19 protein-coding genes and 2 pseudogenes are annotated in these 20,491 nt (G+C 70.0%); 12 read left to right on the top strand and 9 right to left on the bottom strand.

Annotated features, from left to right (window positions below):
- The 3 genes from A5714_RS13770 to A5714_RS13760 form a co-directional block, all read right to left on the bottom strand.
- On the bottom strand, positions 1–1,095 hold a 1,095-nt coding region (locus A5714_RS13770; RefSeq protein WP_156747315.1), incomplete at its 3' end, for an ABC transporter ATP-binding protein.
- A complete protein-coding gene (locus tag A5714_RS13765; protein WP_068285891.1) occupies positions 1,092–2,024 on the bottom strand; it encodes an ABC transporter permease in 933 nt (310 codons plus the stop codon). The genes A5714_RS13765 and A5714_RS13770, both read right to left, overlap by 4 nt.
- Positions 2,021–2,998 (bottom strand): ABC transporter permease, encoded by a 978-nt coding sequence (locus tag A5714_RS13760; protein ID WP_068285890.1) that lies wholly within the window; start codon positions 2,996–2,998, stop codon positions 2,021–2,023. The genes A5714_RS13765 and A5714_RS13760 overlap by 4 nt, the downstream gene beginning before the upstream one ends.
- A gap of 196 nt (positions 2,999–3,194) precedes the next feature.
- Between A5714_RS13760 and A5714_RS13755 the strand changes: the two genes are divergently transcribed.
- From A5714_RS13755 to A5714_RS13740, 4 genes are all read left to right on the top strand, one after another.
- Positions 3,195–3,686, top strand: coding sequence for a carbonic anhydrase (locus A5714_RS13755; protein WP_068068901.1), 492 nt, complete (start codon positions 3,195–3,197; stop codon positions 3,684–3,686).
- A 181-nt stretch (positions 3,687–3,867) separates the two neighbouring features.
- On the top strand, positions 3,868–4,797 hold the full coding sequence (gene cysD / locus A5714_RS13750; protein ID WP_068285888.1) for a sulfate adenylyltransferase subunit CysD: 930 nt from the start codon (positions 3,868–3,870) through the stop codon (positions 4,795–4,797).
- Positions 4,797–6,638, top strand: a complete 1,842-nt coding sequence (gene cysC, locus A5714_RS13745; protein WP_068285885.1) for an adenylyl-sulfate kinase — start codon at positions 4,797–4,799, stop codon at positions 6,636–6,638. Before cysD ends, cysC begins: the two co-directional genes overlap by 1 nt.
- Positions 6,639–6,683: 45 nt before the next feature.
- On the top strand, positions 6,684–7,169 hold the full coding sequence (locus A5714_RS13740; protein ID WP_068285883.1) for an RrF2 family transcriptional regulator: 486 nt from the start codon (positions 6,684–6,686) through the stop codon (positions 7,167–7,169).
- On the opposite strand, the gene A5714_RS13735 is transcribed toward A5714_RS13740, so the two are convergent.
- Together A5714_RS13735 and A5714_RS13730 are read right to left on the bottom strand one after the other, a co-directional pair.
- On the bottom strand, positions 7,166–7,564 hold the full coding sequence (locus A5714_RS13735) for a VOC family protein (protein ID WP_068068889.1): 399 nt from the start codon (positions 7,562–7,564) through the stop codon (positions 7,166–7,168). The two genes, A5714_RS13740 and A5714_RS13735, sit on opposite strands and share 4 nt — an antisense overlap.
- Before the next feature lie 71 nt (positions 7,565–7,635).
- Complete coding sequence (locus tag A5714_RS13730) at positions 7,636–8,049, bottom strand: VOC family protein (protein ID WP_068285881.1); 414 nt, start codon at positions 8,047–8,049, stop codon at positions 7,636–7,638.
- A gap of 69 nt (positions 8,050–8,118) precedes the next feature.
- On the opposite strand from A5714_RS13730, the gene A5714_RS13725 reads away from it, so the two are divergent.
- Together A5714_RS13725 and A5714_RS27640 are read left to right on the top strand one after the other, a co-directional pair.
- On the top strand, positions 8,119–8,997 hold the full coding sequence (locus tag A5714_RS13725; protein WP_068285879.1) for an LLM class flavin-dependent oxidoreductase: 879 nt from the start codon (positions 8,119–8,121) through the stop codon (positions 8,995–8,997).
- A 55-nt stretch (positions 8,998–9,052) separates the two neighbouring features.
- Positions 9,053–9,913, top strand: a pseudogene (locus tag A5714_RS27640) (tetratricopeptide repeat protein); the annotation flags it as partial.
- 963 nt (positions 9,914–10,876) lie between these two features.
- Here the strand turns inward: A5714_RS27640 and A5714_RS13715 are convergent.
- A complete protein-coding gene (locus A5714_RS13715) occupies positions 10,877–12,616 on the bottom strand; it encodes an NAD-binding protein (RefSeq protein ID WP_068285896.1) in 1,740 nt (579 codons plus the stop codon).
- A gap of 184 nt (positions 12,617–12,800) precedes the next feature.
- Here A5714_RS13715 and A5714_RS13710 point away from each other — a divergent pair, with 184 nt between their 5' ends.
- The 4 genes from A5714_RS13710 to A5714_RS13695 all read left to right on the top strand — a co-directional run bounded on the left by A5714_RS13710 (position 12,801) and on the right by A5714_RS13695 (position 18,173).
- On the top strand, positions 12,801–13,796 hold the full coding sequence (locus A5714_RS13710) for a hypothetical protein (protein WP_068285877.1): 996 nt from the start codon (positions 12,801–12,803) through the stop codon (positions 13,794–13,796).
- Between the two features lie 134 nt (positions 13,797–13,930).
- On the top strand, positions 13,931–16,396 hold the full coding sequence (locus A5714_RS13705) for a hypothetical protein (protein ID WP_156747314.1): 2,466 nt from the start codon (positions 13,931–13,933) through the stop codon (positions 16,394–16,396).
- Between the two features lie 182 nt (positions 16,397–16,578).
- Positions 16,579–17,190 carry a hypothetical protein gene (locus A5714_RS13700; protein WP_156747313.1) on the top strand — a complete coding sequence of 204 codons (612 nt, stop codon included), beginning with the start codon at positions 16,579–16,581 and terminating at the stop codon, positions 17,188–17,190.
- Complete coding sequence (locus A5714_RS13695; RefSeq protein WP_068285871.1) at positions 17,187–18,173, top strand: sensor domain-containing protein; 987 nt, start codon at positions 17,187–17,189, stop codon at positions 18,171–18,173. Before A5714_RS13700 ends, A5714_RS13695 begins: the two co-directional genes overlap by 4 nt.
- 6 nt (positions 18,174–18,179) lie before the next feature.
- On the opposite strand, the gene A5714_RS13690 is transcribed toward A5714_RS13695, so the two are convergent.
- Positions 18,180–18,551, bottom strand: coding sequence for a nuclear transport factor 2 family protein (locus A5714_RS13690; RefSeq protein WP_068068865.1), 372 nt, complete (start codon positions 18,549–18,551; stop codon positions 18,180–18,182).
- A gap of 24 nt (positions 18,552–18,575) precedes the next feature.
- Between A5714_RS13690 and A5714_RS13685 the strand changes: the two genes are divergently transcribed.
- Both A5714_RS13685 and A5714_RS13680 read left to right on the top strand, forming a co-directional pair.
- Positions 18,576–19,133 carry an NUDIX hydrolase gene (locus tag A5714_RS13685; protein ID WP_068068863.1) on the top strand — a complete coding sequence of 186 codons (558 nt, stop codon included), beginning with the start codon at positions 18,576–18,578 and terminating at the stop codon, positions 19,131–19,133.
- 112 nt (positions 19,134–19,245) lie between these two features.
- Complete coding sequence (locus tag A5714_RS13680; RefSeq protein WP_369829443.1) at positions 19,246–19,704, top strand: hypothetical protein; 459 nt, start codon at positions 19,246–19,248, stop codon at positions 19,702–19,704.
- 19 nt (positions 19,705–19,723) lie between these two features.
- On the opposite strand, the gene A5714_RS13675 is transcribed toward A5714_RS13680, so the two are convergent.
- The gene (locus A5714_RS13675; RefSeq protein ID WP_068068860.1) at positions 19,724–20,032 is read right to left on the bottom strand and encodes a DUF732 domain-containing protein; all 309 of its coding nucleotides are present in this window, start codon (positions 20,030–20,032) and stop codon (positions 19,724–19,726) included.
- 206 nt (positions 20,033–20,238) lie between these two features.
- A pseudogene (locus A5714_RS13670) lies at positions 20,239–20,491 on the bottom strand (glycoside hydrolase); the annotation flags it as partial.

Raw genomic sequence — 20,491 nt, 5'->3', positions numbered from 1 at the left:
CACGCCCTTGGTCAGCCGGTAGGTCTTGACCAGGTCGCGGACCCGGACGACGACGGGCGAGTCACCGGGCGGCGTGCGGTCGGCGTCGGTGCTGACGCCGTAGATGTCCGCCGCGCTGCGCCCGTCGACCTGGTCGGTGCGGATGCACGCCGCCCCGTGGTCGGCGCCCACCGCGAGCAACGGCGGCTCCTCGGCGCGGCATGCGTCGATCACCAGCGGGCAGCGGGGCGCGAACGGGCAGCCCGTATCGAGGTTCGCCAGCGACGGCGGGGCCCCGGGGATCGGCACCAGCCGAGTGCCCTGCGCGGCGTCGAGCCGCGGCACGGAACCCAACAGGCCGACCGTGTACGGCATTCGGCGGTCGCGGTAGAGATCGCGGACGGCGGCCGCCTCGACGACGCGCCCGGCGTACATCACCAGGGCCCGGTCGGCGAACTCGGCGACCACGCCCAGGTCGTGGGTGATGATGAGCACCCCGGCGCCGGTGACGTCCCGCGCCTTCTTGAGCACTTCGAGGATTTGGGCCTGCACGGTCACGTCGAGTGCGGTGGTGGGCTCGTCACAGATCAACAGGTCGGGATCGTTGGCGATGGCTATCGCGATCACCACTCGCTGCCGCTCCCCGCCGGACAGTTCGTGGGGAAACGCGCGGGCGCGACGTTCCGGCTGCGCGATGCCCACCAGCTCGAGCAGCTCGACCGCCCGGTGGCGCGCGACCTGCCTACCCACCCGCGGCTGATGGACCTCGATCGCCTCGGCGATCTGGTCACCGACGGTGTACACGGGCGTCAGCGCCGACATCGGGTCCTGGAACACCATGCCGACCGTCTTGCCGCGCAACCGCGACATCGCGTCGTCGCCCAGGCCCAGCAGCTCGGTGCCGTGCAACCGGACCGAGCCGCGCACGCGCGCGTGCTCGGGCAGCAGGCCCATCACGGCCATCGCGGAAACGGACTTGCCCGAACCGGATTCACCGACCATCGCGACGACCTGGCCCGGCTCGACGGTGTAACTCACGCCGCGCACCGCCGTGACCGGCGCCCCGTCGGACGGGAAGGTGACGGCCAGGTCGGCCACCTCCAGCAGGGGGCTCATCGGACTCCGCCGCGCAGCGTCGCGCTGCCGGGGTCGAGGGCGTCGCGCAGGCCGTCACCGGTGAGGTTGGCGCACACCAGGATCAGCACCAGCACCCCGGCGGGAAACAGGAACACCCACGGGAACGTCGTGGCGGACTGGGTGCCGTTGGCGATCAACGTGCCCAGCGACACGTCGGGCGGTTGAATGCCGAATCCCAGGAAGCTCAAACCGGTCTCGGCCAAGATGGCCGAGGCGACGTTGAGGGCCGCGTCGATGATTAGGATGGAGGCCACGTTGGGCAGCACATGCCCGACGATGATGCGGCGGCTGGACACGCCCATATACCGGGCGGCCTGGATGAATTCGCGCTCACGCAGGCTCATGGTGAGCCCACGCACCATGCGGGAGCTGACCATCCAGCCGAATCCGGCGAGCAGCAGCACCAGCGTCAGGATGCTGGCCGAGCTCTTGGTGCGTGGCGTGACGATGGCGATCAGGATGAAGCTGGGCACCACGAGCAGCAGGTCCACCACCCACATCAGCACCCGGTCGCGCCAGCCACCGAAGTAACCCGAGACCGCCCCCACGGTCGCCGCGATGCCGGTGGAGATCACCGCCACGCAGACGCCGATCAACATCGATTTCTGCATGCCGCGCAGGATCTGCGCCAGCAGGTCCTGGCCCAGCGCATTGGTGCCCAGCCAGTGCCGCGCGTCCGGCGGGTGCAGCAGCGCGTCGAAGTCGAGGTCGTCGTAGGAGTACGGCAGCGCGGCGGGCAACGCATAGCAGCCCACGAACAGCAGCAGCAACAGGGTCAGCGACGCCACCGCCAACCGGTTGCGGGCGAACCTGCGCAGCACCAGCGCGCGGCGCGACCGGAAGGCCGGCGTGAGATCGCCGCCGTTCGAGACGGACAGCCCGTGGGCGGCGTCGGCGCGCGAGGTCATGACACCCGGACCCGCGGATCCAGGGCGGCGTAGAAGACGTCGGAGAGCAGGCCGGCCAGCAGCACCACCGCGCCGGAGAACAACGTGATCGCCGCGATGATGTTGGTGTCCTGGGTCGCGATGCCCTGCACCAACCATTCGCCCATGCCGTGCCAGCCGAAGATCTTCTCCACGAAGACCGCCCCGCTGACCAGTCCGGCCACGCCATAGGCGAACAGGGTGGCCAGCGGGATCAACGCGGTCCGCAGGCCGTGCTTGACCAGCGCGCGGCGCCGGGTGAGCCCCTTGGCTCGGGCGGTGCGGATGAAGTCCTGGCCCAACACGTCGAGCATCGCGTTGCGCTGGTAGCGGCTGTAGCCCGCGGCCAGCGCCAGCGCCAGCGTCAACGTCGGCAAAATCAGGTGGCGCAACCGGTCCGCCAGCTGCGCGGCCGGTCCGCCGGTCACCCCGGGTGACGTCTCGCCGGTGTAGTCGAAGACGTGCACGCCCAACGCCCAATTGACGCGCAGCGCCCCCAGGATCAACAGGCTGGCGATGACGAACATCGGGGTGCTCAAGACCAGCAGCGCCGCCAGCGTCACCACGCGATCGCTGAGGCGGTATTGCCGGATGGCGCCCCACGCGCCGGCGACGACGCCCAGCACCGTGCCCGCCACCGACCCGATCACCAGCAGGCGCAGGGTCACCCCGACGCGCCGCCACAGCGTGGACCCGACGGGTTGGCCGGTGATGGTCTTCCCGAAGTCCCCCCGGGCGGCGTGCGACGCCCAGTGCGCGTAGCGCAGCGGGACGGGCGCGTCCAGGCCGAGGGCGTGCGCCTTGGCGTCGATCACCGCTTGCGGTGGCCGCGGGCTGCGCTGCAGCAGGCTGTCCAGCGGCTTGAACGCCACCGAGGTCAGGCAGAACGTCAAGAAGGACGCCAGCGCCAGCAGCACCACGTAATTGAGGAGTCGGCGCGCCAGGAAACGAATCATGCCGAGCGCCCGTACCGCATTGGGACAGGTTAGCGAGCCGGGCGGCGGCGCGCCGGGTCCGCGGCGCCCGCGCCCGCCGGTTGCCCTTTCGATCCCGGTGATTTTCTCCGGTGAGGTGTTGGCGGCGCGTTGCTAGCATCACCGCGGCGCCGCGCCTGCGCCAAGCCCGCGCCGCGCACCGCGAAGGAGGCCCGTGATGACGGTTACCGACGAATTGTTGGGCCACAACGCCGAATACGCGAGCGGCTTCACGGGCCCGTTGCCGCTGCCGCCGGCCAAGCACGTCGCCGTCGTCGCCTGCATGGACGCCCGGCTCGACGTCTACCGCGTTCTCGGGCTGAACGAGGGGGAGGCGCACGTCATCCGCAACGCGGGCGGGGTGGTCACCGACGACGTCATCCGATCGCTGGCTATCAGCCAGCGGCTGCTGGGCACCCGGGAGATCATCCTCATCCACCACAGCGACTGCGGCATGCTCACCTTCACCGACGACGACTTCAAGCGGTCCATCCAGGATGAGATCGGGCTCAAGCCGCCGTGGTCGGCCGAGGCCTTCCCCGACCTGGCCGAGGACGTCCGGCAGTCGCTGCGCCGCATCGAAGCCAGCCCCTTCGTCACCCAGCACTCATCGGCCCGCGGCTTCATCTTCGACGTCGCTTCCGGAAAGCTCGACGAGGTCACCGCCTAACCCGCCTTGTCCCCGCGCGCAGCGGCCGCGCCCCTCGCCCCGGCCTGCGCGCAGTTGACCCGCCAGTTGACAGCGCCCCCGCAACCTGCTGCTATAGACGGCAAAGCTAGGTAAATATGGTCAGTTCTGCCAGGTTTAACCGGCAGCGCCATGCACAGCCGAGGAAAGCGACGACCCCGCCATGAGCACCGACATCACGGCCGGCCCCGCCGCGGGCCAGTACGAGCTGAGCCATCTGCGCTCGCTGGAGGCCGAGGCGATCCACATCATCCGCGAGGTCGCGGCGGAATTCGAGCGGCCGGTGTTGCTGTTCTCGGGCGGCAAGGACTCGATCGTCATGCTGCACCTGGCGCTGCGCGCCTTCCGCCCCGGACGGCTGCCGTTCCCGGTGATGCACGTCGACACCGGTCACAACTTCGACGAGGTCATCGAGACGCGCGACCAGCTGGTCGCCGAGCACGGCGTGCGTCTGGTGGTGGCCTCGGTGCAAGACGACATCGACGCCGGCCGCGTGGTCGAGCCGAAGCAGGGGCGCAATCCCATCCAAACCGTGACGCTGCTGCGCGCCATCCGCGAGAACAAGTTCGACGCCGCGTTCGGCGGTGCTCGCCGCGACGAGGAGAAGGCGCGGGCCAAGGAGCGGGTGTTCAGCTTCCGTGACGAGTTCGGCCAGTGGGACCCCAAGGCGCAACGCCCCGAGCTGTGGAATCTCTACAACGGCCGCCACCACAAAGGCGAGCACATCCGGGTGTTCCCGCTGTCCAACTGGACCGAGTTCGACATCTGGTCCTACATCGGCGCCGAGAACATCGGCCTGCCGTCGATCTACTACGCGCACCGCCGGCCGGTGTTCCGCCGGGACGGGATGCTGTTGGCGGTGCACCGGCACATGCAGCCCGCCGTCGACGAGCCGGTGTTCGACGCCACCGTGCGATTCCGCACCGTCGGCGACGTCACCTGCACCGGGTGCGTGGAATCCGAGGCCGCCACGGTGGCCGAGGTGATCGCCGAGACCGCGGTGTCCCGGCTCACCGAACGCGGCGCGACCCGCGCCGACGACCGGATCTCCGAGGCCGGAATGGAAGACCGCAAACGGCAAGGATACTTCTGATGACGACACTTCTGAGGCTCGCGACGGCCGGTTCCGTCGACGACGGCAAGTCGACTTTGATCGGCCGGCTGCTCTACGACTCCAAGGCCGTCATGGAGGATCAGTGGGCGGCGGTGGAGCAGACGTCCAAGGACCGCGGCCACGATTACACCGACCTGGCTCTGGTGACCGACGGGCTGCGGGCCGAGCGCGAGCAGGGCATCACGATCGACGTCGCCTACCGCTACTTCGCCACGCCCAAGCGCAAATTCATCATCGCCGACACCCCGGGCCACATCCAGTACACCCGCAACATGGTGACCGGGGCGTCGACCGCTGCGCTGGTGATCGTGCTCGTCGACGCGCGCCACGGCCTGCTGGAACAGTCGCGCCGGCACGCGTTCCTGGCGTCGCTACTGGGCATCCGGCACATCGTGCTCGCGGTCAACAAGATGGACCTGATCGGTTGGGACAAAGACAAATTCGAGGCGATCCGCGACGAATTCCACGCGTTCGCCGCCCGTCTGGACGTGCACGACGTCGCCACCATCCCCATCTCCGCCCTGCACGGCGACAACGTGGTCACCAAGTCCGACCAGACGCCCTGGTACGAGGGCCCGGCGCTGCTGTCACACCTGGAAGAGGTCTACATCGCCGGTGACCGCAACCTGGTCGACGTCCGATTCCCGGTGCAGTACGTCATCCGGCCGCACACCAGAGAGCATCAGGACCACCGCAGTTACGCCGGCACCGTGGCGAGCGGGGTCATGCGCCCCGGCGACGAGGTGGTCGTCCTGCCGGTCGGCAAGACGACCCGCATCACCGCGATAGACGGCCCCAATGGCCCTGTGCCAGAGGCGTTTCCGCCGATGGCCGTCTCGATCAGCCTGGCCGACGAGATCGACATCTCCCGTGGGGACCTGATAGCGCGCACCCACAACCAGCCCCGGGTGGCCCAAGAGTTCGACGCGACCGTGTGCTGGATGGCCGACAACGCGGCGCTCGAGCCGGGCCGCGACTACGTCATCAAGCACACCACCCGCGCCACGCAGGCACGGGTGACCGCGCTCGACTACCGGCTGGACGTCAACACCCTGCACCGCGACAAGTCCGCAACCGCCTTGCAGCTCAACGAACTTGGCCGGATCTCGCTGCGCACCCAGGTGCCGCTGCTGCTCGACGAATACAGCCGCAACCCGAGCACCGGATCCTTCATCCTCATCGACCCGCACACCAACGGCACCGTCGCCGCCGGCATGGTGCTGCGCGACGTTTCGGCGCAGACCTCCAGCCCGAACACCGTGCGCCACGAGTCCTCCGCGGTGGCGGCCGCCCGCCCCCGCGGCACGACGGTGTGGTTCACCGGCCTGTCCGGCTCCGGCAAGTCGTCGGTGGCCATGCTGGTCGAGCAGAAGCTGCTCGAATCCGGCACCCCGGCCTATGTACTCGACGGCGACAACCTGCGGCACGGGCTGAACGCCGACCTCGGCTTTTCGATGGCCGACCGGGCCGAGAACCTGCGGCGGCTCGCCCACGTGGCGGCGTTGCTCGCCGACGCCGGCAACGTCGTGCTTGTCCCGGCGATCAGCCCTCTGGCCGAACAGCGCGAGCTGGCTCGCAACGTGCACGCCGCCGCCGGCTTCGACTTCGTTGAGGTGTTCTGCGACACCCCGATCGAGGAATGCGAGAAGCGGGATCCGAAGGGCTTGTACGCCAAGGCCCGCGCGGGGGAGATCGCACACTTCACCGGGATCGACAGCCCGTACCAGGCGCCGGTGCACCCCGAATTGCGGCTCACGCCGGATCGAACCGTGGCCGAGCAGGCGCAGCAGGTGATCGACCTGCTGGAGTCGCGCACCTGAAGCGCATCCGAAGAGGTCGGCCGCGTCGAGTGGCACAATCCGAGAGTGCGCATGTCAGCCAAGGCCGAGTACGCCGTGCGGGCCATGATCCAGCTCGCCACGGTGCCCGACGGCACATTGGTGAAAACCGACGACTTGGCGCAGGCGCAGGGCATCCCGCCGCAGTTCCTCGTCGACATCCTCACCAACCTGCGCACCGACCGGCTGGTCCGCAGCCACCGCGGCCGCGAGGGCGGCTACGAACTGGCGCGGTCGGGCAGCTCCATCAGCATCGCCGACGTGCTGCGTTGCATCGACGGGCCGCTGGCCAGCGTCCGCGACATCGGGCTCGGGGACCTGCCCTATTCGGGGCCGACCGCCGCGCTCACCGACGTCTGGCGGGCCCTGCGGGCCAGCATGCGTTCGGTGCTGGAGGAGACCACCCTGGCCGACGTCGCCGCCGGCGCCCTGCCCGACCACGTCGCGCGCCTGGCCAACGACTACCGCAGCCAGGAAAGCCAGCGGCACGGCGGGGCGCGCGCCGCCGACTAACCGGCTGAGCCGTCCGACCCGTACGGACGCGTCAGGATCTCCATGGCGTGACCGGAGGGGTCCAGGAAGTAGACGCCGCGGCCGCCGTGGTCGTGGTTGATCTGGCCCGGCCGCTGCTGGCGAGGATCGGCCCAGTGCTGCAGCCCGCGCGCGGAGATCCTGCCGTAGATCGCGTCGAAGTCCTGCTCGGAGACCAGGAACGCGTAGTGCTGACGCGTGATCTCCGCCCCCTGGGGAACGTCCGCGTAGTCGAGGTTGGCGCCGTGCTCCAATTCGACAACAAGGAAGTGGCCGAACGCCTTTGGGGTCGGCAAGCCGAACAGCTCGGCCAGGAATTCGGCGGCCTCCCGCTTGTCGCGCGAGGCGACGATGGTGTGGTTGAAGCTGATGCTCATAGTCCTCGCCAGTCAACCACTCGCGGCGCGGCGCGACAACGCGGTTGCGCCGGCCCCGAACCGCGCGGCCGCTACTTGGGGGCCGTCAGCTCCAGGGCGATGTTGTCGGGGTCTCGGAACTCCAGGATGTAGGACGGACCGATGTCCTTGACGGGCCCGTGGGCCACCCCGAGCTCGTCGAGATAGTTTGCCGCGCAGTCCAGTTCGGTCTTGCTGGCCACCCGGAAGGCGAGGTGATCCATGCCGGCGCGGTCCTCGTCGAAGCGGTCGGTGGCCACCGGGCGCAACCCGACGAGCGTCCCGCCCAGGTCGTAGACGACGCCGCCGTACAAAAAACTCAACTGATCGCGAGTCGCCTCGCTGGCGTTCTCGGGAACCTCCAGCAGCACGGGCCAACCGAACACGCTTTCGTAGAACCGCCTGGACCGTTCGATGTCGGTCACGGTCAACCGGATGTGCGCGATGGAGGTGCTGGTGAAACCCACCCACCCATGCTGCCATCGGGACGTCTTAGAAGTAGAGGGCGTGTCAGAATCGCCGTCGTGCAGATAGGGATGACCATGCCGGTGATGGAACCGGACCTGAACGCGGCGGTCCTTCACCAGTGGGCGAACACGGTCGACGACGGCCCGTTCTCGTCGCTGTGTTGGGGGGAGCGCATCGCGTTCGACAACCCGGACAGCATGACGCTGCTCGGCGCCCTGGCGGCCTGGACCGCGCGGGTGCGGTTGGTGACCACGGTGGTCGTGCCGCAGCTGCACGACCCGGTGTTGCTGGCCAAGGCGCTGGCCACCGGAGACCTGCTCAGCGGCGGCCGGCTGACCGTCGGCGTCGGCGTCGGCGGCCGGCACGAAGACTACCGCGCCGTCGGCGCCGACCTGGCGACGCAGACCAGGCGCGGCATGGCCGAGCGCGTGGCGGCGATGAAACGTGTCTGGGCCGGCGAGAAGACGGCCGACTCGATGCTGCCGGTCGGGCCGTCGCCGGTGCAACCCGGCGGCCCGCCGCTGCTCGTGGGGAGCATAGGTCCCAAGACCATCCGCGACGCCGCCGGCTGGGCGGACGGGCTCGCCGGAACGACCCTGGACCTCGACGTCGCCAAGCAGGACCAGCTGTTCGAGGTGGCGCGGGCGGCCTGGGCGCAGGCCGGCAAGCCCGCACCCCGGCTGATCACGTCGTTCTGGTTCGCGTTCGGGCCGCCCGACGTGTCCCGCGCCCAGATCCACCGCCATCTGCGGCGGTACATGAACTGGATCCCGGCCGACTACGTCGATGCCATGGCCCCCGGCACGGGCTGGGCCGGCAGCGAGGACGAGTTGCTGGCCGTGCTGCGCCGGTTCGAAGGCATCGGCGCCGACGAGGTGCAGCTGATCCCCACCAGCTCCGACGTCGACCAGCTGCGCCGCGCGGCGGAGGTCGCGGCGCGGCTGTAGGACGCGCCCGCCGGGGTGAATTGCGGGTCCTGGGCCCGGGCGTTTGGATTAGCGCGTGACGCCGCCCGAACTGCCCGCCCCGCTGGCCGAGCTCACCCGGCTCATGGCCGACTGCGCGAACATGGGCGACTTCGTCGGCGCGGCGATGCACGCCAACGAGCTGGTCACGCTGTGCCGGGCGGCGCTGGGTGAGCGCGATCCCAACGTGTTGGAGCTCAAGGTGTCGTTGGCGAGCCTGCAGCTGCAGGCGGGCAAGATCGCGGACGCGCATGCCGACCTCGAGCTGCTGATACCGGACCTCGTGCAGGTGCTCGGCGCCGACCATGTCAGCACCCTGACCGCGCGCCATCTGTTGGCGGATCGCCATCAACCGTCGCTGTGGTCGCTGGCCGAGTGGTTGGAGCTGTACGCCGACGAGCAGCGCGCGTTGGGCGCCAACCACCCCAGCACCCTGGCGACGCGCAACAAGGTCGCCGAGAAGCGTTGGGAGATCGGCGATTTCGTAGGGGCGAGGGCCGAGGCCGAGCAGGTGGCCGCCGCCCGCGGGCGGGCTTTGGGCGCCGACCACGCCGACACTTTGGGCACGCAGTTGATGCTGACGGTCTGGCGCGGCCGGGCCGGTGACATCCCCACAGCGGTGGCCGAGCTCGAGCCGCTGCTCGAGACGCTGCGCGAGACGTTGGGCAACGGCCACTTCCACACGGTGATCGCGCGCCACATGTTGACGTTGTGGGCGCCCGAGCGGGCCGGCGTCACCGACGGGGTCGCCGCGTGGCAAGCGTTGCTGCAGGAGGAGATTCGGGTCCTCGGCGAGGAGCATCCGGTGACGGGGGCGGCCCGCGAGCAGCTGTCCGGGCTGCGGGCGCGCCGCGGCGACGCCGGGGACGAGAGCAGCGCGGAGGAGTCACTGAACTGGTGGCTGGACTGGATCAACGTGCTCATCGACGCCGCCGCCGACACGCAATTGCGCGCGGCGGTGCCGCTGGACTACTCGGAGGCATCACTGCGGGCCGTGGAGGGCCTGCTGCGGGACCGTTACGCCTCGCCCGGTCGGCTGCTGCGCCAGGAGTCCCTGCTCGCCGGGCTGGCGGCCTACCTCGGGGAGACCCTCATGCGGGTGGGCGGGGGTGCCTGGGAGTGGACCACCGACGCACACCCGGACCCTGGCATCGCCCTGCCGCGCGATCCGCAACTGCTGCGCCGGGTGGCCCGGCACCGGTGGCGGCTGATGCCCGACGACGAGCCCGACGCCGTCGGGCTGCCGATCGTGGCTGCGGATCCCGGGACGGGTCTGCCCCGGCTGTCGCCGGTGCACCTGCTGCTCGACGCTGCCGGCAGCGGCGACGGCGAGGTGCTGGCGGGCGTGTATCAACATTGGCGCCGTGTGGTCGCCGAGCGTGCCGCCGCCCGCCCGGGATGGGTCCCCGTCAAACAGCACACGCTCGTCGACGGCGTCTCACCGTCGACCCCCGCAGCGGCGCTCGATGAATGGCTGGACCAGCAACGCGACGGCTTCGCGCGGTGGTCGGCGCTGCACGGCGACGGCTGGGACTTCTCCGGCGACACCGTCGACCGGCTGGCCGCGCTGGTCAGCCGCGTCACCCCCACCGTGGGCGCCCTGAACGATCCGGCCAACGCCGAATTCGTCCACGGCGCAACGTATTACCTCGGGGAGCTGTTGCGCCGGGGATACCCCTCGCGGTGGGTGTACCGCGACTTCCGCGACGAGGGCGACCCGGAGATCTGCAATTTTGCGCTGCAGCTGGACGACCACAGCGGCTTCACCAGTCCCTACTACCTGCTGCGGTTGATGCTGCGGCGCGGCGACCCGAACTACCTGCGCATCCGTTACACCGACTGGGTCGGCTGACCGCACCGCTCAGCTGGCCGCCGCTTTGGCCTGCGCGCCGGCGGTCGGCTGTTGCGGCGGCTGGCCCTTGCGCAGGGTCACCAGCAGCTCGCGGTAGGGGCCCACGAGGTAGACGGTGTCGCCGGCGCGCAGCCACGCGTCGCGGCGCGGGTGCAACTCGATGGGCGCGTCGTGGCGGGTGATCGCGATGACCCGGGTCTGGGTGGACAGCTCGAACATCCGCAGCCCGTCGAGCTCGCTGCCGGCCGCGACGTGCATCGCGCCCACCATGAACGAGCGTTGGCCGATCATCGAGAACGTGCCCAGCACCTGCAAACCCATCGCGGCGCCGATGAACCACGGGGCGGCCAGGTCCACGGTCGAGCGCACGTTCGCGAAGCCGAACCGCTTGGCCACCGCGTCGCCCAGCGTGCGGTCGTAGATGCGCAGCACCAGGGGGATGTCGGGCCGGCCGGGTTTGGCGCGCGAGCCCAGCATCTCGCGCAGCACGATGCCGGTCTCGATGTTGATCATGTCGTCCTGCGTCAGCACCGCGACGGCGCGGGCCCGGTCGGCGCGGGCCGACTCCAAGGTCTGACGCAGCGTCGCGTCGCCGAAGACCACCGGCACGTCGAGCTTCGCCGCGGTCGACAGATACCGGTTGTTCTCGTCGCGTTCGATGACCGCCACGTCGTAGCCCGCGGCGGTGAGGTCGCTGACGACGCGGCTGCCGAACGATCCGAGGCCGACGACGATGATGTGGTCGCGAAGGTGCCGGGCCCGCCGGGCGCCGGCCGACTGCACGAACCGGCGCGACAACAACAGGTCCGCCACGAAGGCGACCAGCAGCGCGGTGATGGTGACGCCCGCGAACATCATTGTGACGGCGAACATTCGGAGCCAGGGCGCCTGCTGGGCGAAGCTGAACTCCCCGTAGCCCACCGTGGTGATGGTCTCGGCCGTGAAGTACAGGGCGTCCACCCAGGACAGCCTCGGCCGCTGGTACGCGTAGTGCATGACGACCGTCGACCCCAGCACCAATACCAGCGCGGCGACGACCGCGGGGAACAACAGCGGGTTGACGTCGTCGCGGACGGCCCGCACGGCGTCCGCCGCGCGGCGCAGCCACGACCGGCGCGACCGCGTGGCGGTGGCCGGCGATACTCCGATGCCGCGGGCGGACAATTCGTCCGCGGTGCCGATCATGGCGACCCAGTCCCCGGCCCGCACCCGGTGATCGCGACCCGGGCAGGGCACCAGCTCGCCCGGCGCCGCCGAACGTGCGCCGTGGATGACGGCCACGGGGGCCAGGTCCCCGTAGATCTCGCGCAGGGTGGCATCGCGCGGCGCCTCGGTCCCCGCCACGATGAAGTCGACGCCGGCGGCCTCGACCGGGTGGGTGTTGGTGGCCAGGCACGCCTCGACGACCGAGGGCGCGGCGAGGTCGGCGACGTCGAGGATGGCACCGGGTCCGTTGTCGGCGGCGACGGCGCCGCGCAGCACGTCGTTGCCAAGGCGGGCGACCACGCTGACGTCGGGGCTGGATTTCCGCGCCAGAAGCGCGATCTCGAGGTTCTTGGCGTCGTCGTCGCCGGCGCAGACGACGGCACTGGCGCGCGCCAGGTCGGCCTCGGCAAGCTCGTCGCCGGCGAGCTTGACGATGGAGGCGCCCGCGCGGTTGAGTTCGTCGGCGATCGTGGTCGCGAGCGCGTCGTCGCCACTGACGACGATGTGGCGCCGGCCGTTACGCCGTGGTGAGTCGTCGGGCATGGTCGGGAACCTCGTGATGACGTGGGCGCACAGCTGTTGGTAATGACTATCGGGCACCGCGCCCGCCGAAGCCAGGGTCACGGGCCAGCAATCCTGTCGAGCGTGGCTCACCGGCGGGCGGCGCCGTAAGTTGGGAAGGCTGAGAACGCGGCCGACGTCGCCCGGCTGCCGGAGAGGGGAGACCATGGCGGAGAGTGAGTCGCTCGAGTGGTGGCTGGACTGGGTCAACGTCCTCATCGGGACGATGGCGGACGCCAACCTGCGCGGCGTGGTCGACCTCGACTACTCACAGGCGTCGCTGCAGCCGCTCGAGGACTTCGTGCGGCAGCGCTACCGCGGGCGGTACCCGCTCGGTGACGACCCCTTCACCGCGGGGGTGGCGGCCTACCTCGGCGAGACGCTCATGCGGGTCGCGGGGGGCGCCTGGGACTGGACCACCGAGCCGTTGCCCAATGACGGCCCGGCCGAACAGGATTCGCCTCGCGACCTCGCCCACCACCAGTGGCACGTCTCGGGGCAGGACGAACCGGACGCGGTCGGCCTGCCGATCGTGCGTCCCGACCCGGCCACCGGCCTGCCGCCGCTGTCCCCGGTGCACCTGGTGCTCGACGCGGTCGAGGGCGCCGACGGCGCGGTGTGGACGGCCACCTGGCAGCGGTGGCGGGACGCGGTGCAGGCTCACGCCGCCGCCCATCCTGGCTGGGCGCCGTCCAAGCAACACACGCTCGCCGACGGCGTCATCTCCTCGCCGCCTGCGTCGGCGCAGCTCGACGACTGGCTGGCCGCGCAACGCGAACACTTCGCAGAGTGGGCGGACCGTTACCCCGGGGAGTGGGACCACAGCCCGGAAAGCATCGATCGACTCGCCGCGCTGGTGGCTGAGCGGACCCCCACCGTCGCGGACTTCTACGACCGGGCCAACGCCGACTTCGTCGACGGCGCCTCCTACTACCTGGGCGAGACGCTGCGCCGCGGCACGCCATGCCGTTGGGTCTACCGCCGGTTTCCGTTCAACCGCAGCGACGGCGCGCCGGTAACCGCCGATTTCCACATCCAGAAGAACGACAATTCCGACTTCACGGGACCATTCGACGTGCTGGTCTACACCCTCGAACTGAGCGACCCGGGCAAAGCGCGCGACTTTTATGGCCGGTGGACCGCAGCTGCCGGGCAGCAATGAATTGCACGGACAGAGTCGCCGTGACTAGGTTGAGTTAGGTTTCCCGGGCGCGCGGCGCAGGCGGAATTTGGGGGTGGGCCATGCGATGGCTGGGGCGGACCGGACGGCGTTGCACCGCAGCCGTATTGGTCCTGGTGCTCATCTCGCTCCTGGTGCCCGCGGCGCCCGCGATCGCCGATCCACAACCTATGCCCGGTTATTCGGTGGACGACCCGATGCACGGCCCGCCGGTTGCCTACAACTATCCGTCGGCCAACGGCCTCCTCAGCGTCCCCGAACCCAGCGCCGCCGCGCTGCTCAACATGGATTTGCAGAACCTCGCGCCGTGGGGCACCAAAGAGAATCTCTTCCAGAATTGGAAGATCTATCAGGAACAACGGGCGCCGAACGTGGCAAAGCCATTGACCTGGGAGAAGTATCGGAAGCAATACGTCAGCCTCTACAACAGCAATCACATCGGCACCACATTCGAGCAAGTCGCCAAGGGGCAGTCGTATTTCAACAACGACAATGGCGACTGGCGGTTCAATCAAAGGCTGCCCAACAGCGCCGTCAACCGGCGCCCGGACGCCCTGAACGAACCCGAGTTGTGGGCGCAGGGCAGGAACTGGCTGTGGGATTTCAAGACGGGTTCCGTGGGACGGGACCAGCTCAAGGACTTTCTCAAGTACTGCCAGGACAACCACCTGCACCCGGGGATCCTCTTCGACAGCCGCCCCTTGCCCAAGACGTTGAAGGGAATCGATAAGGCGGCGACGGAGATCGGTAACGAGCTGGGTTTGAAGCAGCCTCCGGCGATCGAGAAGCGGTTCTTGAACGTCGCGCCGCAAGCGCAACCGCCGGGGACCGGCGTGCTGGCAAGCGGCGGGCAGAAGCCCGTGGACGGCGGGGGCAGCGAAACCACCGAGCAGTCGGCCGACTCGCCCGAGGAGGCCATCGAGGACGAGTGGGTCAACCAACTGCTGCAAAGCCAGATCAACCCCCAGCAGCAGCCCGCCCCCCAGCAGCAGCCCGCGCCGCAGCAGCAGCCCGCGCCACAGCAGCAGCCGGCGCCCCAACAGCAGCCGGCGCCCCAACAGCAGCCCGCGCCGCAGCAGCAGCCGGTGCCGCGGCAGCAGCCCGTGCCGCGTGAGCAGCAGGTTCCCCACCAGGTGCCCGCCCCCCAGGCCCCTGCCAGGCCCGGCATACCGAACCTCGGCCCGATACCCGCGGCAATCGTGAACGGTCCCGTCGCCGCGGCCAACACCTGGGCCCTCACCTTCGGCAAGCTCCTCGCGGCCGCCGCCAGCGGCGTGCCCAACGTGGTCGCCGGCATCACCGGCGGCGTCGTGGGCGGCGTCGTCGGCGGGGTGGTGAACGGGGTGGGCGCGGGCGTCGCCAACGGAGTGACCGGCGCACTGCCGAGCGTCCTCGGCGGCGTCGACTTCTCCACGCTGCAGCTGCGCTACATCTCCGACACCGCGTACAACGGCAGCGGCGTGCGGTACGCGTTCGCCGCCAACACCGACCCGGGCACCGCGCCGTCGTTCGGGGGCCGCGCCAACTCCTACATGGCCTCCGACTCGTTCTTCGTGTGGCTGGCGCTGCCGCCGTCGTCGTTCACCGTGAACCTGAACCCCAACGAACCCGATCGCATCATCGACGCGCAGTTCGGCCGGACCGACGCCGGGCGCATCCTGCTGGAGGCCGACTACACGATGAAGCAGGCGACGGCCAAGCTGGTCGACCCGGCCGTCCCGGACGGCCGGCGCTTCCTCGACGCGCTGCAGGGGGCGAAATGCTTTTCGCCGCAACGCAAGTGGATCGTGCCGTTACCGGCGAGCGTGGCCGCTGACGGTGATTCGATGTACATCCTCGACGCGCCGTTGGACGTCAAGCTCGAGATCGAGGGCACCGACCTCAAGCCGGGCATCGGATGCCCGGGCCAGGACCAGGCGATCACGCGGCAAAACGACGACCTGTATCGGACCACGATCCTGCCGAAGATCGTCGACGCCGTGAACCACGCGCCCGAGTACGCCGACCTGCGGCGCGTCTACGCGAGCCGGATCGCGGCCGAATGGTATCGGCAGCGCAGCGCCACCAAGGCCACGGCCTATTCCAAGATCATCGATTCGGGCAACATCGACTCCTGGACCTCGAAGGAACCGTGGAGCCCGCAAGAGCTCTACGCGCGCTATCGCAAGTCGTTCTACGAGGGCGACGCCACCTACACCTGGCAGACCGGTGACCGCACCACGTGGAAGTTGACGATCGGCGGCGTCGATTTCACGAACATCCCGATGGTCAACATGACGCCCAAGGACTTCGCTAAGGACCACCCGACGCTCCCGACGACGGCGAGCGAGTCGGTGTTCGGTCCGCGCTTCGAGAACAACGAACAGCAGGTGTGGCTCGGCGGGCTGACCAGTGAGCGGCCGATGGCCGACGTCTGGAAGGGCGCCCCGAGTCTGTATGCGCCGCTGCCCAAGTCGCTGTTCGGCACGTCGCTCAGCCCGCTGATGTACGCCGTGATCACGGTGCCGTTGGCCGCCTGGGTCGGTGTGGGTGGCTGGCTGTGGTGGCGCCGGCGCCGTGCCGGGTTCGTCGGGGGGCGCTGAGCATGGCCCAGCCGCCGCACGATCCGTCGTTCGACCCGTTCAGCCCCGAGCCGGCCGCGCCGCCGACAGCGTTCGGCCCGCCGTCGCGTCCGTTACCCTCGCCGCCGCAACCGCGGCCCGGCTTCCCGCCAGCGCCACCGCGACCCGGGTTCCCGCCGCCGCCACCGCGGCCCGCACCGCCGGTGCAATCGCAAGTCTCGCGTCACCCGCCGCCGGCCTTCCCCGCGGCGGCGCCGCCCACCCGCGCGGCCGCGTCGCCCGCCACGGTGTTCGGCGGCAGCTACGCCCTCGGCGGCATCGCGGCGCTGCTGGTCAGCGCGGCCATCGCGGCGCTGGCGTCGATCCCGAGTTTCCGCGCGCAGCCGGGCGGGCCGCCCGGGCCGCTGCTGGTCGGCGGGGCGTCCGCGCTGGTGGTCGTCGCCGCGGCGGTGGTGTCGCTGGGCGTGCTCGACGAGCGCGGCCGCCGCTGGGCGCGGGTCGCCAGCTGGGTCGTCTGCGGCGTCGCCGTCGGAGCGGCGGCGGCCGTCCTCGCGTTCGACCCGGCACGCTCCGTCGCGTGGTTCGCCCAGCTGCTCCAGGTGGGCGCCGTCGTGACGGTCATCCTCGCCGTCGCGGCCGCGGTCCTGCTGGCACTGCCCCCGTCGAACGCCTACTTCGGCGGCGCCACCAAACCGAAACCGAATGCGACACAAGGTTTTCCGCCTCCGACAGCCTTCGCACAACCGGCCGCCGCCCCCGCACCGCCGCCGGCGGCGACACCGCGCGACGACCACGATTTCGACCCGTTCTCATGACGGCCAACTGGCCAGGCCCCGCCTGGCCGAATCCCTTCGACCCGCACGCGCCCCCACCCGCGGCAACGCGGCCACCGGCGCCCGAGGTCAACACCCTGGCCACCCTGTCGGTGGTGTTCGCGTTCCTGCTGGCGCCGGTCGGCGCGGTGCTGGGCCATTTCGCACTGCGCGACATCCGCCGCCGCGGCGAGCCCGGCCGCAACCGCGCACTGGTCGGGCTGACGCTGTCGTACGCGTTCACCATCCTGGCGGTCGTGGCGGTCGTGCTGTGGACCACCCTCGGTGACCGGCACGGTGGCCAACCCGCGCGGCCGGCCCCCGGCGGCAACGCGGCTGCCGCGCCGGCGCCGAGCGCAGCGCCGCCCGAGCCGTCCGTGACGGCCGCCGGTCTGCAGTCGCTGGTGCTCACCCCCGAGGACGTCGCCGACCTCATCAAGGCGCCCGACATGTACCCGATCAGAACCTGGACGCAGACCCACGACCTACAACCGGGCGACAGCTTCGCCCCACCCGAATGCACCGACGCCGTGTTCAACGGCTTGACCGCCTCCTATCGCGATAGCGGGTACCGCGCGATCTACGGGGTGGACCTCAGTCAGCACACCAACGGCTTTCCGCATGGGGTGTCCGAGTTCGTGGCGACGTTCGACAATGCCGCCGCCGCAAAGGGTTTCGTGGCCAGCACCGTCAACCACATCCGCGGTTGCGCAGGCAAGCCGCTGACCTACGCGCACGGCGGCGTCTCCGGCGTGTACACCGTCGGGGCCCCCGTCGAAGCGGGCCCCGTGACGTCGATACGCACCCCGTTGAGCGCGGTGCTGCAAAACGGCCGGTCCACCGACGTCAGCAGCCAGGACACGGCCGCGCTGCGGGCCGTGGCGGCCAAGGCGAACGTCGTGGTCGACGTCGACGTCATCGGCCGCAATCTCGGCGATGACGCGGCCGCCATCGTGTCCGGCATCCTGGGCCGCATCCCGAGCTGAGCGGCGCTAGAGCACCTTGACGTCGGCGGGTGTCCAGAACGCCCGCATCGACGTGATCTTGGCGTCCTCGTCGAACGCCATGATCGAGATGGGGGAGATGCGGGTCCGGGTGCCGCCCGCGTCGAGCGTGAGGTGCCAGAAGAATGCGACTTCGCTTCCCACAGCCCGGATTTCGGCGAGTTCGGTCTCTTTCTTCATGTCCTGGAATCCGGCGTAGAACTCGCGGATCGACTCCGGGCCGCGCCGCAGGTCCGAGCCGATCGGGTCCTCGACGGTGGCGTCGGCGGCGTACAGGGCGACGATCTCGTCGGCGGTCCCCGTGGCGACGAGGTCGAGGTAGCGATGAACGGTCTGCGCAATGGCTTCCTGGGACGGCATGGCTTGCGACGCTACACCGGCCGCATGGGCGGCGATACTGGCTGCGTGACTTTCATCGAACGCCTCGCCAGCCGCGAGGTCTACCGGAACCCGTGGATGGTGCTGCGGGAGGACGACATCCGCCGCCCCGACGGCAGTCCGGGTATCTACGGCGTGATCGACAAGCCGACCTACGCGCTGGTTCTGCCTTTCGACGGGCGGCGATTTCGGCTGGTCGAGCAGTACCGCTACCCGCTGGGCGCGCGGCGCTGGGAGTTCCCCCAGGGGACCGCGCCCGATCTCGCCGACGCGGAGCCGGCGGAGCTGGCCGCGCGCGAGCTGCGCGAGGAAACGGGATTGTCGGCAACGTCGTTCGAGGCGCTCGGGCTGCTCGACGTCGCTCCGGGAATGACCAGCCAGCGTGGCTGGGTGTTCCTGGCCACCGGGATCGCCGAGGGGGAGGCGAACCGCGAACACGAGGAGCAAGACATGCGCAGCGCATGGTTCACGCGCGAGGAGGTCGAACGGATGATTCGCTCGGGGGAGCTGGTCGACGCGCAATCCCTCGCCGCCTACGCGCTGTTCTTGCTGCGTCGGCCGTGAGCCGGCGGCGCGATCGTGTTCGCGCCGATACCTGGCCGCGTCGTCGACCCGTCACCATGAACCGGTGGACCGGCGGGCGGGTCAACGTGCCGTCGCGGCGCTGAGCGCCGCGATTGTCTCCCTCATAGCTTTGGCGTGGCCGGCCCGGGCGGCCGCACCCGCCTGGAACGGGACGTACTCGTTGGTGCGCTACGCGGCCGACAAGTCGGGCACCAGCGTGGCCGCCGCCCAGGCCGAACCGACCTTTCGCGCCGACTACCTGTTCGTCACCAGCTGTGCGTCAGGTCGCTGCGTGGCGACCGCGACCAACGGTCCCGTCCCGAAGAACCCGACGCTGCCCCAGCCCTCGCGCTATGTCTGGGACGGCGGCAGGTGGGTCGAACACTTCGATTTCCAGTGGGATTGCTACATGGGTGCGGGCGTCCCGAAGGTGTGGGCGCCCGCGAGGTCGTGGGCGTTCTACACGCCGCAGGCCGACGGGTCGTTGCGCGGGACGTGGCACACCGACATCGCCGACGGCCCCTGCAAGGGCCGCGTGGAGATGCCGGTGGCCGCGATCGCCGCGGCGTAAGCCGGGTGAGCCCGGACGATTACGGGCAGTAATTCGATTCCGCGGCGCTGACGATCGCGGTGGCGTCCCCGTAGGAGAAGGAGCTGTTCAGGCCGGACTTGACGTCGTTGGCCAGCTCGTCCGGGGTCTTGCCCGCGGCGCGGTCCGAGCAGATGGCGTGGCCGAGCGAGATCAGCGAGCTTTCGCCGCCCGACTGCCACGTCACGCCGATCTTCTTCAGTTGGGCCAGGTAACCGTCGTCGTCGGCGGCGGCGACTCCGCTACCCACGGTCAGCGCGGCAGCAACCACGGCCGGAATCGCTAATAAGGGAAGTCGGCAAATGGACATCTCGTTGTCTCTTTCGTTCGGTGAGGGGTTAACGGCATCATTATGCAGCCCGCACTATGAGTGCGCGCGGCGATTGTGCAAAGGCTGGCAAACTGAAACGCGGTCGGCGATGTCGGCGCACAGCAATGTGCGTCAGGGCGCGGGCCGGCGGTGGCGCATCAACCGCTGCACGCCCGATGCCGTTGCGCCGCAACGCGTTGCGCGAGTCACTCCGGGGACGGTGTCATCGAAGCGATGTAGTAGGTCTCGTGGCCCGTCGGGTAACCGCCGCCGTCGGTCGCGATGTGGACGTGGTCGTAGTGGTTGGCGGTCTCCGAGCCCAGATCCGCCGTCCAGTTGCCCGCGCCGACACCCGGATAGATCTTCTGGCGCCAGATCACGTGGTTGATGCCCCACCGCTTGGCGTTGGCCAGCGCGTATCCGGCGATCTGGTTGCCCAGCTCGATGCCTTCGGGGCTG

The sequence above is a fragment of the Mycobacterium sp. E2462 genome (assembly GCF_001672685.1).
GTDB lineage: Bacteria > Actinomycetota > Actinomycetes > Mycobacteriales > Mycobacteriaceae > Mycobacterium.
Note: the sequence above shows the minus strand (reverse complement) of the source record. Positions and strands in the feature narration are given on the sequence as shown.

Bases quoted from the DNA above. Each gene is read 5' to 3' on its own strand.
- A5714_RS13765 (WP_068285891.1), bottom strand. From the start codon at position 2,024: ATGACCTCGCGCGCCGACGCCGCCCACGGGCTGTCCGTCTCGAACGGC.
- A5714_RS13760 (WP_068285890.1), bottom strand. From the start codon at position 2,998: ATGATTCGTTTCCTGGCGCGCCGACTCCTCAATTACGTGGTGCTGCTG.
- A5714_RS13755 (WP_068068901.1), top strand. From the start codon at position 3,195: ATGACGGTTACCGACGAATTGTTGGGCCACAACGCCGAATACGCGAGC.
- cysD (WP_068285888.1), top strand. From the start codon at position 3,868: ATGAGCACCGACATCACGGCCGGCCCCGCCGCGGGCCAGTACGAGCTG.
- cysC (WP_068285885.1), top strand. From the start codon at position 4,797: ATGACGACACTTCTGAGGCTCGCGACGGCCGGTTCCGTCGACGACGGC.
- A5714_RS13735 (WP_068068889.1), bottom strand. From the start codon at position 7,564: ATGAGCATCAGCTTCAACCACACCATCGTCGCCTCGCGCGACAAGCGG.
- A5714_RS13725 (WP_068285879.1), top strand. From the start codon at position 8,119: ATGACCATGCCGGTGATGGAACCGGACCTGAACGCGGCGGTCCTTCAC.
- A5714_RS13715 (WP_068285896.1), bottom strand. From the start codon at position 12,616: ATGCCCGACGACTCACCACGGCGTAACGGCCGGCGCCACATCGTCGTC.
- A5714_RS13710 (WP_068285877.1), top strand. From the start codon at position 12,801: ATGGCGGAGAGTGAGTCGCTCGAGTGGTGGCTGGACTGGGTCAACGTC.
- A5714_RS13695 (WP_068285871.1), top strand. From the start codon at position 17,187: ATGACGGCCAACTGGCCAGGCCCCGCCTGGCCGAATCCCTTCGACCCG.
- A5714_RS13690 (WP_068068865.1), bottom strand. From the start codon at position 18,551: ATGCCGTCCCAGGAAGCCATTGCGCAGACCGTTCATCGCTACCTCGAC.
- A5714_RS13685 (WP_068068863.1), top strand. From the start codon at position 18,576: ATGGGCGGCGATACTGGCTGCGTGACTTTCATCGAACGCCTCGCCAGC.
- A5714_RS13675 (WP_068068860.1), bottom strand. From the start codon at position 20,032: ATGTCCATTTGCCGACTTCCCTTATTAGCGATTCCGGCCGTGGTTGCT.